The 11800-nt window shown below is 61.4% G+C and carries 14 protein-coding genes, 1 other RNA gene and 1 pseudogene; 5 read left to right on the top strand and 11 right to left on the bottom strand.

What is annotated here, in order from left to right; translation table 11 throughout:
* Positions 1-116: 116 nt before the first annotated feature.
* A complete protein-coding gene (locus DVR09_RS05810; RefSeq protein ID WP_115417811.1) occupies positions 117-812 on the top strand; it encodes an SIMPL domain-containing protein in 696 nt (231 codons plus the stop codon).
* Between the two features lie 64 nt (positions 813-876).
* Here DVR09_RS05810 and DVR09_RS05805 read toward each other — a convergent pair whose 3' ends face one another.
* Positions 877-1629: a TorF family putative porin gene (locus DVR09_RS05805; protein WP_115416104.1), complete on the bottom strand. Its 753-nt coding sequence runs from the start codon at positions 1627-1629 to the stop codon at positions 877-879.
* A 267-nt stretch (positions 1630-1896) separates the two neighbouring features.
* Here DVR09_RS05805 and DVR09_RS05800 point away from each other — a divergent pair, with 267 nt between their 5' ends.
* The gene (locus DVR09_RS05800; protein WP_115417810.1) at positions 1897-2697 is read left to right on the top strand and encodes a metallophosphoesterase family protein; all 801 of its coding nucleotides are present in this window, start codon (positions 1897-1899) and stop codon (positions 2695-2697) included.
* Between the two features lie 55 nt (positions 2698-2752).
* On the opposite strand, the gene rnpB is transcribed toward DVR09_RS05800, so the two are convergent.
* Positions 2753-3153, bottom strand: an RNA gene (gene rnpB / locus DVR09_RS05795) — RNase P RNA component class A.
* Positions 3154-3376: 223 nt separating this feature from the next.
* On the opposite strand from rnpB, the gene DVR09_RS05790 reads away from it, so the two are divergent.
* Positions 3377-3808, top strand: coding sequence for a hypothetical protein (locus DVR09_RS05790; protein WP_162814864.1), 432 nt, complete (start codon positions 3377-3379; stop codon positions 3806-3808).
* On the opposite strand, the gene DVR09_RS05785 is transcribed toward DVR09_RS05790, so the two are convergent.
* The 8 genes and pseudogenes from DVR09_RS05785 to DVR09_RS05755 all read right to left on the bottom strand — a co-directional run bounded on the left by DVR09_RS05785 (position 3805) and on the right by DVR09_RS05755 (position 8301).
* Entirely contained in the window at positions 3805-4371 is a 567-nt protein-coding gene (locus DVR09_RS05785; RefSeq protein ID WP_115416102.1) for a hypothetical protein, read from the bottom strand. The two genes, DVR09_RS05790 and DVR09_RS05785, sit on opposite strands and share 4 nt — an antisense overlap.
* Positions 4371-4943 carry a JAB domain-containing protein gene (locus DVR09_RS05780; protein WP_162814863.1) on the bottom strand — a complete coding sequence of 191 codons (573 nt, stop codon included), beginning with the start codon at positions 4941-4943 and terminating at the stop codon, positions 4371-4373. Before DVR09_RS05780 ends, DVR09_RS05785 begins: the two co-directional genes overlap by 1 nt.
* Before the next feature lie 5 nt (positions 4944-4948).
* Complete coding sequence (locus tag DVR09_RS17110) at positions 4949-5386, bottom strand: hypothetical protein (protein ID WP_162814862.1); 438 nt, start codon at positions 5384-5386, stop codon at positions 4949-4951.
* A gap of 38 nt (positions 5387-5424) precedes the next feature.
* Entirely contained in the window at positions 5425-5760 is a 336-nt protein-coding gene (locus DVR09_RS05775; protein WP_115416100.1) for a hypothetical protein, read from the bottom strand.
* A gap of 43 nt (positions 5761-5803) precedes the next feature.
* Positions 5804-6316 (bottom strand): sigma factor-like helix-turn-helix DNA-binding protein, encoded by a 513-nt coding sequence (locus DVR09_RS05770; protein ID WP_115416099.1) that lies wholly within the window; start codon positions 6314-6316, stop codon positions 5804-5806.
* Between the two features lie 185 nt (positions 6317-6501).
* Positions 6502-7194, bottom strand: a pseudogene (locus DVR09_RS05765) (N-acetylmuramoyl-L-alanine amidase); the annotation flags it as partial.
* Positions 7195-7211: 17 nt separating this feature from the next.
* A complete protein-coding gene (locus DVR09_RS05760; protein ID WP_115416098.1) occupies positions 7212-7871 on the bottom strand; it encodes a histidine phosphotransferase family protein in 660 nt (219 codons plus the stop codon).
* A gap of 34 nt (positions 7872-7905) precedes the next feature.
* Positions 7906-8301, bottom strand: a complete 396-nt coding sequence (locus tag DVR09_RS05755) for a M67 family metallopeptidase (RefSeq protein WP_115416097.1) — start codon at positions 8299-8301, stop codon at positions 7906-7908.
* A gap of 16 nt (positions 8302-8317) precedes the next feature.
* Between DVR09_RS05755 and DVR09_RS05750 the strand changes: the two genes are divergently transcribed.
* Together DVR09_RS05750 and rpoH are read left to right on the top strand one after the other, a co-directional pair.
* Positions 8318-9262 (top strand): RluA family pseudouridine synthase, encoded by a 945-nt coding sequence (locus DVR09_RS05750; protein WP_115416096.1) that lies wholly within the window; start codon positions 8318-8320, stop codon positions 9260-9262.
* A gap of 122 nt (positions 9263-9384) precedes the next feature.
* Positions 9385-10290: an RNA polymerase sigma factor RpoH gene (gene rpoH, locus DVR09_RS05745; RefSeq protein WP_174223727.1), complete on the top strand. Its 906-nt coding sequence runs from the start codon at positions 9385-9387 to the stop codon at positions 10288-10290.
* 78 nt (positions 10291-10368) lie between these two features.
* Here rpoH and DVR09_RS05740 read toward each other — a convergent pair whose 3' ends face one another.
* On the bottom strand, positions 10369-11703 hold the full coding sequence (locus DVR09_RS05740; protein WP_115416094.1) for a M20 metallopeptidase family protein: 1335 nt from the start codon (positions 11701-11703) through the stop codon (positions 10369-10371).
* Positions 11704-11800: the final 97 nt, after the last annotated feature.

Genomic DNA, 11800 nt, shown 5'->3' with positions numbered 1-11800 from the left:
GTTCATCGACCGATGACTAGCAAACCACGGGCGGGGGAAACCCAATAAGGAGCGCGATCATGACCGACGAAGCCGAGATTACCGACACTGGTGCCACGCCGCGGGCGGACAAGGCAATGCTCGTGCGATGGCTCGCCAGTGCCGGTATCGTTGCGGTTGGACTGATCGTGGGCGGTTTTGTCCTGGGTGACGGGCTGGTCCGAATGAAAGCCGCCGAGCGAAGCGTTACCGTGCGCGGCCTAGCCGAGCGCGAGGTTACGGCCGACCTGGCGACGTGGACCGTGTCTTTCGCCTCGACCGCAACCGATCTGAGAACCGCGCAGGCGAGCACCGATCGCGATGCTACGGCCGTAAGGGAGTTCTTCGACGATCTCGGCTTTCCCGAAAACGAACTCACGCCGGCCGGTGTCAACGTGTCCAATTACACCGACGACGGTATCGTTTTCTACACCGTACGCCAGCGCATCGTTCTTCGGACCAAGGATATCGAACGGGCGCAGCGGGCTGTTCGCAGGCAGGCCGAACTGGTTCGCAAGGGTGTGGTGCTGGAAGACGGGTCGGGCATTACCTACACCTTCACGGGGCTCAATGCCATCAAGCCGGAAATGGTGGCGGAGGCCACGCGCGATGCGCGCATGGCGGCCGAGCAGTTCGCCGAGGATTCGGGCGCCGATGTCGGCAGCATCCGCAAGGCAACCCAAGGCTATTTCTCGATCGACGCACGCGATGGCGAAGCCGGTGGCTGGGGTGTCGGAGACACGCCCTTCAAAAAAGTGCGGGTCGTGACCACAGTCGATTTCGCGCTCGACTGATCGAGTGACGTGTAGGGGGCGCCCCAATGCGGCGCCCCCTACCCTCAAATTCGCCGCTGTATGGTCAGAAGCTGGCAGAAATGGTGCCGACGATCGCATCGTCGGTGAAGCCATCGATGGCAGGTCCTTCCACGCCGATATAGGCGACGCCGACCTCGAAATTCCCCTGCGCGACGCTGGCACCGAGGGACCAGTCCAGACCGGTGTCATCGGTCGTGCCCGCAAGCAGCGGCGGCGCCAGCGATCCATCGGTATAGCCCAGATGCCCCGTGACCGTCAGCGGCGTGCCGGGCAGACCGAAACCGACATCGGTATAGAGGTAGAGATTGTCGTCCCCGCCAAGCGAATCCTGTTCCGGAGCGTAGGCGACGCCGAAAGTCGCTTCCGCTGGGCCGAAGTTCACTCCGACCGACGCATAGGGTTCGATATAGTCGGTATCGAGCCCGAGATCCTCGGTCGGATAAATATAGTAGAGCACCCCGACATCGACGCTGACCGCGTCGCTGAGGTTTCCGCTCCAGCCTGCGTAAATATCGAGTTCGAGATCGCCGTAAGCAGCACCGCCGTCGATCGACGATGCCCAGGTGCCGATGTAGAATCCGCTGTCATGCGCGACATCGAAGCCCCCCTGGAGGGCCGGATCGCCGCCCGAAAGCGACACACCGCGGAACCGATAGTCGGTCGTCAGTGCCACATTGGCCGAAACCGTGAAGTCGCTGGCGACTTCGTCATCCGACTGCGCAATGGCTGGGGTTGTGAGGGAAAGGCCCGCCGCAGCGAGCGATACGGCCACCAGACCGCGAAAGGACGTGAGCATTACAGACTCCTATACGAGTGTCGCTTCGTCCCACCTGCGAATCCGCCGGGGCCATTTTGTTAGGCTCCTCGATCGGATACGGTCATAAATGTGCACACCCGAACCGCCATGCGCAAGATCCGCTCGGATGGTTTTCGCATTCGCAACATAAGCTGTGCTTTTTTCGCAACTGCGCAAACACAAGCGAAGGCGCCTTTATTGCCCCTGCCGCGCCATGCGCCTATCTGGACGGCCTCCGGAACCACTGCCGAAATCCTACAGCTGTTCATGATCAAGTTCGCACAATTTCTGAAAAAAAGGGGCAAAACGAAGCCCCGTCCCAGCGTGCCGCAGGGCGAGCGCTATTACGTTGTGGGCGACATCCACGGCCGCTGCGATCTGTTCGACCAATTGATCCTGGCAATCGAGAAGGACGACGAGCGGGCAGCCGACGCCCAGAGCACGGTGGTCCTGCTGGGCGATCTGGTCGATCGCGGCCCGGAAAGCGCACGCGTAATCGAAACCGCCCGTCAGTGGGGCAAACGCCGCAAGGTACGCTACATTGCGGGAAATCACGAAGAGATGTTCCTGGAGAGCTTCGAGGACAAGGAGATGCTGCGGCACTTCCTCAAGCACGGCGGCAAGGAAACCGTCCTCAGCTACGGCATCAAGAAGCGGCGCTACAACGAACTCACGATGAAGGAGCTCCAGCGCGAACTGCACGATCTGGTACCGGCAAAGCACCGCAAGTTCCTGGAAGCGATGGAGGACATCGTCATCGCCGGTGACTATGTCTTCGTCCACGCCGGCATCAATCCCAAGCACAGCATCGAGGATCAGAAAAGGTCGGACCTGCGCTGGATCCGCGATCGATTCCTCAAACACCGCGAGCCATTCAGCCACGTGGTCGTGCACGGCCACACCATTTTCGAGAACCTCGAGCACACGCCCTATCGTATCGGAATAGATACCGGCGCCTTCCGCACCGGCAATCTGACGGCCCTGGTATTGGAAGGGGACCAACGTCGCATCATCCAGGCGCGTGAGCGCGACGGATCGATCACTGTCGCACATGACGAATTCGCCTGATGGCCACGCGGTCGCGGTAATCGCCGGAACTGCGCGAAACCGGAACCGCGCGAAAATTGCCAGGGGGCCTGTAAGCCGGGTTCTGTCCCGCGCACGGTATGCTTGCACACCAGCTACGCGGAGGCAGCCATTCGTCTAGGCTCTGGATTGCTCCAGAGCTCCAGCAGCCAACCCGGGCGGTCGATGCGAAACGCACCTGCCCGCTTGCGCGAGCGTGCCGCCCCTATTCGGCCTTGCTCCGGGTGGGGTTTGCCATGCGGGCTGCGTTGCCGAAGCCCCGGTGCGCTCTTACCGCACCCTTTCACCCTTGCCTGATCCCCCGAGGGGGCCATCGGCGGTATGCTCTCTGTGGCACTTTCCCTGGACTCGCGTCCGGCGGGCGTTACCCGCCACCCTTGTTTCGTGGAGCCCGGACTTTCCTCGTGACCGAAGTCACGCGGCTGCCCGGCCCCCTGGCGCCGCGGCAGATAGGCGATAACCGTTCCTTCGCCAAGGGCCGATAGGTTGCACTTCCCAATCGGTCGAAGGTAAGCGTAACTTGCGCTATCCTAAATCGGAAGCACCATAAGCGATCTGTATACCTTTCCGGGCAAAAAATTGACTTGAATAGAAGCGCGGTAGTATACAACCATGACTTGGATATTTCGGAATTGTTTTAAGTACGGGCAGGAGACGGAGCTTGAACAATTCTACCGGCACGCCGTGGCACAGGGTGTTGAGCGAGTTTCTCGACCACTGCGAACGAATACGGGCGCCAAACCGTGAAGATATCTCGGCGCTGGCACATCGGCTCTGCCAAATTCTTGACGAAGCTCCGGACGCGGTGAGAGAGCACTTCGAGCCACCCCTGAGCAGCACTGTCGCGCGGCTTGTCGAGCGCGGTTGGACGGAGCAAATATTGCTGCTGACGACCGAGAGGGTGGGCCTGATGGCATCGCGAGCGGCATCGGGCGATGCCATCGCCACCATCGCGGTGCCAAGTCTGGATATAGAAAGAAGTTTTTCCAGTCCGGATTCGCTGGCCCACGCCATGACCGGGGCCATCGCCGCGACCGCGCTCGGGATCGTGGCCAGCGATCTGGGACCTGCTGACCTCGACGATATTGCCTAACCCGTCGGAATACGCTTCGCCGTCACATTGGCGCGATGCAACTCGACCGATTCCAGGTTGATTTTCAGTTCGTGCGCTATGCGTTGATCGAACGGAGTCTCGCCAACGGTATTTCGCGCAGCATCCACCCTCTGCGCCAGTCCGTCCATCACGAACCCCTGCATGCCCTCTTCGGCCACTCGAAATCCGTGAGGCGATAGCCGTACCTCCATTTCCCGAGTGTCCGTCCGGCTGCGGTTCAAAATCACCAACCGGTCGGCGGCGAGCTTGTCTATGCGGCGAGAGGTTATCTCCTTTGCGAGACCGGCCGCCCTGGAGGAGCCCGAAAGGCTTCCGGGTCGCCCGTTGGCGTGAAGGACGAATAGATAGAGCAGGATGTCCCAAGCGGACTGTTCGGACATGTCGACCGACGGAATTCCGCCATTCTCTTTCGGCGTATCGTCTTCCCCTCGCGTGTGATCGGCTCGGCGCCCTTGCGAAATTGCGTGCAGCGCTCTTTTCCAATCGGCGAACGAGAAGAGCCGCTCCTCCAACCCGCGTAAAACCGCCGTTACGGTAGACATCACAGAAGCCCCCTCTCACGCATGCTGACAACTGTGCGTCTGCCGATCACGAGATGGTCGTACACGCAGACACCCAGCCTATCGGCTTGCGACACCAGTTGCCTGGTCTGGCGTATGTCGGTCTCGCTGGGCTCGGCACACCCCGAGGGATGATTGTGAGCGATAAGCATGCTCCGCGCATCGAGCGCGAGAGCCCGACCGAACAAGATGCGCGGAGACACTTGAATCTCGCCTTCCGCCCCATCCGCCACGATTTCTTCCGAGATCACGAAACCGGCGCCATCGGCCATGATCGCTATCATTCGTTCACGGCGCAATCCGCCCATAGTGTCCACGAGATAGCGGTCGAGCGCGCTGCGATCGTCGCCCAGAGGCGTCTGAACCATCTGTTCTCGCGAACCGTCATGCAGCAATTGCCGGATAGCAAGAAACGCCTCGACCCAGTGTTCGCCGTGGGAAGCACACTGACGCAGGTCCGCTTCGCTGGCGTAGGTCAGGGCGCTGATCGATCCGAACCGTTTCAGCAGGCGTTCCGCAAGCTCCCGGGGATCCGCGCTGAGCGGCGCGAGCAAACCGGTCAGATGGTGCGATCGATCCGCGACCGGCGATAATGCGCCAGGGTGCCGAGACCGGTAATGATCAGCGCCAGCCAGACCGGCCACCGTTCCATTATCGCATAGACGATCGGCTCGAGAGGCATGCCTGCCGCGCGCAGTAGGTGCGAAACGACTGCGATGAATTGTGCCGAACTTACCCATAGGGGCCACCACCGGTCATAGGAAAGCGCGACAGCCGTGACCGCGAACAGCGCGGCGGCATCGACCACGAAACGGAAGGTCTGCACCGAGGTATAACCTTCCTCGCTCCAATGACCGACGACCAGCCAGCGCGCGATCCCCGAGAAGACCAGCGCGAAATAGATTGTTGCGACATAGCGTTCCGGCTTTCCGCCCTTGCTCCAGGCGAGGACGAGGACCGCTAGGGTAAGTGCTACCTGGATCAGAAACCGGGTCATGGCACATGCCCTTGGAGCCTCGCCTTCGCTTAGACAAGTCAGGCTGCGATAGTGGTCAACTGCTCGGCGGAGGTGAAGCCGTTGTCGGGACAGGCCGGTTCTTCGCCAGCCCCCGTTTCGACCGCTATGTCGCGCAACTGTCCGTGCGCCCGGCCGGTCTCACCGCGTACATCGATCAGACTGCGGACGATTTTCTCGAGCCGCAGAAGGGCGCGCTGACCTTCCAGCTCCGGTGCGCCACCGAGATCGCGACCGGCAAGGGCAGCACTGTGCAGGAGAGCCGTCGCCTTTGCCAACGCGTCGGCGATGGCGGTTTCGGATTCCGTCAATTCCCGGGCGATACGGGCGGTAGCGGTAGGCAGATCAAGCGACATCGGCATTCTCCTCTGGCAGACGAGCCGAGGAGTGGCTGCGGACCTAGAACATGGTTCCCAGCGCATGGGCGAAGGCCATGGAGAGGACGGCAACGATCATGATCGCAACCGCCCCCGCGAGTATGAGCAACAGCCGGCTGCCCACTCTCAGGTCCGAAGGTCTTATCCTCGGCGGCAGCCATTGCGAATTCCGGTCCCAGGACGCTCTCGTATCGAAAGCGAAAGAGTCCTCGAAGACGTAGGAACTCTCGCGTGGCTGCCGGGGCCGCCGTGCATCATCCTGCCGGGGGGTCGCCAGTATGGTCGGGTCATCTATGGTTCGATCATACCCTTCCGCCCAGGCTCTATAGTGTCGCAAAACATCGGTGCGGGGCATGTGGCCGAGCTTGACCCGGACCGCATCGATACGCTTGTCGATCGTCACCGGGGCGACATTCAGCTCCTGCGCGATTTGCTTGGACGTCAGATGCTGGCAGGCCAGCCGTAGGGCTTCATCCTGCTTTTCGGTAAGCGCGTCGAAGACGGAATGGATATCGTGCCGATCCATGGCGCTCATCTACGGTATCGCGCCGAGGGGAGCAATTCGAAGTGCCAAGGTGGCATCACATAAGCAATTTCTCCAAGAAGGAGACGAAGAAAACCGCGCGCTTCGGTAATGATATGACGCGTTCGTTCGGCCATGAGTCGCGTTCCGTGCGCAGCCCGGACGCCAGCCCCGCTTCTGGGATCTGACCTAGCGGGCTTTCCCCGATCGCGCTCGATCAGGAGCTGGAACAGGATCGCACGGACTTCACCATCGATTTCCCCATCGATCTTGCGCGGACGCCAGCGACGTTGAAAGGCCTCGACCGCCTTATGCCCGTCGGTGACGTCGTAGCCGAAGCGTTCCAGCGCGAGATAGAAAGCGCCATCATTGTCGAAGGGATCGCCCAGCTCGATCTTCGGGGCGGGGAGGCAAAGGCCGTATTCGGCGAGCCGCTCCCACGGAAAGAGTTCGCCGGGGTCGATCTTGCGCTGCGGGGCAACGTCGGAATGGCCGAGCACATTGGCGCGGGGAATGTCGTGCCGCTTCATAATCGAGGATAGCAGCGGCACCAGCGCTTCGAACTGCGGCTCGCTGAAATCGCGATAGCCATGCAGGTGTCCCGGATGGTCGAGCTCGATCCCGATGCTTACCGAGTTGATGTCCTTGTGGCCGCGCCAATAGGACACGCCGGCATGCCAGGCACGTTTGTCTTCGGGCACCAGCCTCGTCACCGTGCCGTCCTCGGCGATCAGGTAATGCGCGGAAACCTTGGCCTGCGGGTCGCACATCCGCTCGATCGCCACATCGGGACCGAGCATTTCGGTGTAGTGAAGAACGACGATCTCCACCGGCGCATTGCGCTCGTCAAAATTGGGGGAGAGCCGTTCCTGCTGGACGAGTTCGTCCATCTCGCCCGAAGAGCCGGTCAACCGATCAGCCCCCCGCCCTGCGGCAGGACCGCACCGAGCACGAGCATATCGGCGCCCTTGTGGTATTGCAGCCCGCCGCCGCTCTCGCTCGCCAGCAGGTTGATCATATGCGCGGCAGCCGTGCGGCTGGTCAGTTCACTCCGGTCGAGTGACCCATCGAGCGCCTTGCCGATCGTTTCGTCGAAAGCGATCTTGGGTCCACCTGCGCGAACCACGATCTCACAGGCGCCATCCCTGACTTCGGCGCCGATATCCAGCGTTCCACCCCGAACCAGCGCGTCGATTGCGATCTGGGCGAAGTTCAGCAGCACCTTCACCGCCGGTTTCCCAAGGGTTGGCTCCGCCAGTGCCCAATTGATGGTGATATTGCCCTTATCCGCAATAAGCGCCTCGATCAGGGCCTGGGGCTCTGCCACTTCAACGTGCTCGCCGAAGCCGCCAGCCGCCCCGAAGGCGAGACGGAAGAACTTGAGCTTGTTGGTGCTGATCAGCGCGCTCTGTTCCAGCAATTGCATAACATTGGCACGCATTTCGGGATCGGTTTCCATCGCGAGCAGCTCGAGCCCGTTCGAAAGAGCCCCGACCGGGCTGAGCATGTCATGGCACAGGCGCGAGCACAGCATCGCGGCAAGATCGATCGATTGGCGGTCGTCCATTGGGGTTCCGGTAGATGAATAATTGGTAAGCGTCTTAGCGAGGGGCGACCACATAGGGAAGCGCTGCGAACCCCGCATCCCCCGAACGCCATAGCGTGATTCGCCCCGCCGCGATTATCGCCCAGATCGCCCCGTCGGGCGCTGCCATGGCCCGATCGGTGGCGGATGGTTCGGCGGCGCCATTGGGATGCGAATGATAATAGCCAACCACTTGTCGGTCGCCGCCGCGCGCAGCGCGGTGGGCGTCGAGAAGCGCCCGAGGATCGATTTCGAAATGCCTGGAGGGTTCGGGATGTACGTTTGCGGTAGGCTTGGCAGAGATAATCTCGTCACCCTTGCCGAACAGGAGCCCGCAGCATTCGTGCGGATATGCGCGCGCTGCTTCGCCAAGAAGCGTTTCGATGACTTCGCTTGAGACTTCGATTGGCATCGCGCATGGCCCTAGCATGGATGACGGCGAAATCATCACCGGAACGCTCGTCGACACCGGCCGTCTCGACAAGGCGCTGGCTGCGGCAAGCGGATTGTCACGCGAGCGGGTGAAAGGGCTGATTGCCGATGGCGCGGTCGAAATCGGCGGAAAGCCTGCGAAGAGCGGATCGGCAAAGGCCGAAGCGGGAACCGTTTTTACCATCGCCCTGCCCCCACCCGAACCGCTGGCCGCGCAGCCACAGGACATCCCGCTGGATGTCGTGTTCGAAGACGAACATCTGATTGTGGTGAACAAACCCGCTGGCATGGTCGTCCATCCGGCAGTCGGCAATCGGGATGGTACGCTGGTCAACGCGCTGCTGCATCATTGCAAGGGGCAACTGTCGGGCATTAACGGCGTAGCCCGACCCGGTATCGTGCACCGGATCGACAAGGATACGTCGGGTCTGCTCGTGGTGGCCAAGTCCGATGCCGCACATGAGGGGCTGGCCAGGCAGTTCGCCGATCATTCCATCGCCCGCCGATATCTGGCCGTCTGCGCCGGACACCCCAATCCATCATCGGGTACGATCGCTGGCCGGATCGGACGATCGGATCGCGACCGCAAGAAGATGGCGGTACTGCCGGACGAGGCGACGCGCGGGAAACACGCGGTGACGCATTACGAAACCATCCGCCGCCTGGACCATGCCGCGCTTATCGAATGTCGGCTTGAAACCGGGCGCACGCACCAGGTCCGCGTTCACTGTGCGTCAATAGGTCATGCGCTATTGGGGGACCCAGTATATGGACGCACGCCCAAGGCCCTCAGGCCGCTTCTCGACGAGCTTGGTTTCGACCGTCAGGCGCTCCACGCCGCGCGGCTCGGATTCAGACATCCTATCAGCGCTGAAACCTTGGATTTCCGCGCCGAACTGCCTGCCGATATGCGGGAACTCATCGACCAAACCGCTCGTTGAAATCGACGAAAGCCATGTGCAATTTCGCACGCATCCGCTATACGTAACCGCAGTGGCCCGAGAGTCGGATGCCCAGCAGGGGTCCGGCGAAAGAGGTCGACGCTAGAAAGGTCAGGGTACAAGTGAGTAACACCAAAACTTTGAGCGTCCCGGCGCTCGGCGGTGAGCAGAGCCTCAATCGCTATCTTTCCGAAATCAAGAAGTTCCCCGTGCTGACGCAAGAGCAGGAATACATGCTTGCCAAGCGTTACGAGGAACATGACGATCCCGAAGCTGCGGCGCAGCTCGTTACCTCGCATCTGCGACTGGTGGCGAAAATCGCCATGGGCTATCGCGGCTACGGACTGCCGGTGTCCGATCTCATTTCCGAAGGCAATGTCGGCCTGATGCAGGGCGTCAAGAAGTTCGAAGCCGATCGCGGTTTCCGCCTGGCGACCTATGCCATGTGGTGGATCAAGGCGAGCATTCAGGAATACATCCTGCGTTCGTGGAGCCTCGTGAAGATGGGGACCACCGCCGCGCAGAAAAAGCTGTTCTTCAACCTGCGCCGGATGAAGAAAAACCTCGACGCTTACGAGGACACCGATCTTCATCCCGACGACGTAAAAAAGATCGCGACGGACCTCGGCGTGCCCGAGCAGGAAGTGATCAACATGAACCGCCGCATGCTGATGGGCGGCGATGGTTCCTTGAACGTCCCGATGCGCAATGGCGAAGAAGGCTCGGGCGAATGGATGGACTGGCTCAAGGACGATGGTCCGCTGCAGGACGAGCTGGTCGCCGACGCGCAGGAATCGAACGTGCGTCACGACATGCTCGTCGAGGCGATGGACAGCCTCAACGAGCGTGAAAAGCACATTCTCACCGAACGCCGCCTGACGGAGAATCCGCAGACGCTGGAGGAGCTGAGCCAGGTGTATAATGTCAGCCGCGAACGCATCCGCCAGATCGAGGTGCGCGCGTTCGAGAAACTTCAGAAGGCGATGAAGGCGATCGCCGGCGAAAGGCTACTGCCGGGCGTCGCCTGATCAGTCGCGCATAGCGCAAACGCGAAAAGGTCGCCGATACCCAGCCGGGATCGGCGACCTTTTCGTTTGATCCGTCACTCACTCCGCTGGGGCGAGATCGAGGACCGCTGCGACCATCGCTTCGGTCCCCAGCGTCACGCTTTCCCGCGGCGCGACCTTGAACAGCGGCGAATGATGCGAGGGCACAGGCGGGCCGCCAGCCTCCGCCACATCGAAGGCTGCTTGCGGCGTTCCGCCAACCGCGAAGTAATAGCCCGGCACGCCATATTCCTCGGCCACGAAATAAGCGAAATCCTCTGCCCCCATGCCGCGCTGCTGCCATGGGATCAGCACGTCCTCGCCAAGATCGCGCTGCATCACCGAATTCAGCCGACTCGCAAGCTTCGCGTCGTTATTCGTCACCGGCGTCCCCTCCGAAACGGTCACCTGAACGGGAAGCTCGTCGGGCAGCCCGTGGGCCTTGCCGATATTGACGGCGACACGCTCGATCGCCGCGAGCAGTTGCGCGCGCGTATCCTCGTCATTGGCGCGGACCGTCAGCTGCAATTCGGCCCGATCCGATATGATGTTGTGTTTGGTGCCCGAATGGAATGCGCCCACGGTAATTACCGCAGGCGAAAGCGGCTCGATTTCCCGGCTTACGATCGATTGCATGGCCGTGACGATCTGCGACGCGATATAGACCGGGTCGCGGCCCATATGCGGGCTTGCCCCATGCGCGCCGACACCGGGCACGACGATGTCGACCGAATCCGCGCTGGAATACTGGATCCCTTCCGAGGCCGAAATCTTCCCTGTCGGCAAGATCGACGCGACGTGGAAAGCCAGCGCGTAATCGGGCGTGCCGAACCGGTCGTACAGGCCGTCCTCCAGCATGGCCGCCGCACCGCCAACGCGTTCTTCGGCCGGCTGCACCACGAACATCAGCGTGCCTGCCCAATCATCCTTCATCTCCATCAGGCGGCGCGCGGTGCCGACCATCGAGGTGATGTGAACGTCGTGACCGCAGGCATGCATGACCGGATATTCCTTGCCGTCCAGGCCGGTCTGCGTCGCCGTGGAGGCATAATCGAGGCCGGTCTTTTCCGGCATCGGTAACCCGTCCATATCCGCGCGCAGCAGGATCAACGGCCCATCGCCATTGCGTGCCATGCCCACGACGCCAGTGCCGCCTACGCCTTCGGTCACTTCCAGCCCGGCATCGCGGAGTTCCGCCGCCATCCGTTTGGCGGTCTCGGTTTCCAGAAAGGACAGTTCCGGGTTTGCATGAAAATGCAGGAACAGCTTTTCAAGATGGCGATCGTAATCCGCCGCCACTGCCTGCTTCACTGCGGCCGGATCTGCCGAAGCGGGCGTTGCGCCCAGTGATAGAGCCATGGCCGATACGGCCAATCCGATAAGTGCCTTGCGCATGAATTCTCCCTCGTGGCGCCCCTTGTTTCTGGCGCAGGGTAAGCATGCGATACGGCATAGGGCAAGCTGGCAGATTGCGCAGGGACATTTGCAAGGT

This window comes from Erythrobacter aureus (assembly GCF_003355455.1).
GTDB classification, from domain to species: Bacteria; Pseudomonadota; Alphaproteobacteria; order Sphingomonadales; family Sphingomonadaceae; genus Qipengyuania; species Qipengyuania aurea.
Note: the sequence above shows the minus strand (reverse complement) of the source record. Positions and strands in the feature narration are given on the sequence as shown.

Excerpts from the sequence above, each read along its gene's own strand:
- DVR09_RS05810 (WP_115417811.1), top strand. The coding sequence starts at position 117 with ATGCTCGTGCGATGGCTCGCCAGTGCCGGTATCGTTGCGGTTGGACTG.
- DVR09_RS05805 (WP_115416104.1), bottom strand. The coding sequence starts at position 1,629 with ATGCTCACGTCCTTTCGCGGTCTGGTGGCCGTATCGCTCGCTGCGGCG.
- DVR09_RS05800 (WP_115417810.1), top strand. The coding sequence starts at position 1,897 with ATGATCAAGTTCGCACAATTTCTGAAAAAAAGGGGCAAAACGAAGCCC.
- DVR09_RS05785 (WP_115416102.1), bottom strand. The coding sequence starts at position 4,371 with ATGTCTACCGTAACGGCGGTTTTACGCGGGTTGGAGGAGCGGCTCTTC.
- DVR09_RS17110 (WP_162814862.1), bottom strand. The coding sequence starts at position 5,386 with ATGACCCGGTTTCTGATCCAGGTAGCACTTACCCTAGCGGTCCTCGTC.
- DVR09_RS05775 (WP_115416100.1), bottom strand. The coding sequence starts at position 5,760 with ATGTCGCTTGATCTGCCTACCGCTACCGCCCGTATCGCCCGGGAATTG.
- DVR09_RS05770 (WP_115416099.1), bottom strand. The coding sequence starts at position 6,316 with ATGAGCGCCATGGATCGGCACGATATCCATTCCGTCTTCGACGCGCTT.
- DVR09_RS05760 (WP_115416098.1), bottom strand. The coding sequence starts at position 7,871 with ATGGACGACCGCCAATCGATCGATCTTGCCGCGATGCTGTGCTCGCGC.
- DVR09_RS05755 (WP_115416097.1), bottom strand. The coding sequence starts at position 8,301 with ATGCCAATCGAAGTCTCAAGCGAAGTCATCGAAACGCTTCTTGGCGAA.
- DVR09_RS05750 (WP_115416096.1), top strand. The coding sequence starts at position 8,318 with ATGGATGACGGCGAAATCATCACCGGAACGCTCGTCGACACCGGCCGT.
- DVR09_RS05740 (WP_115416094.1), bottom strand. The coding sequence starts at position 11,703 with ATGCGCAAGGCACTTATCGGATTGGCCGTATCGGCCATGGCTCTATCA.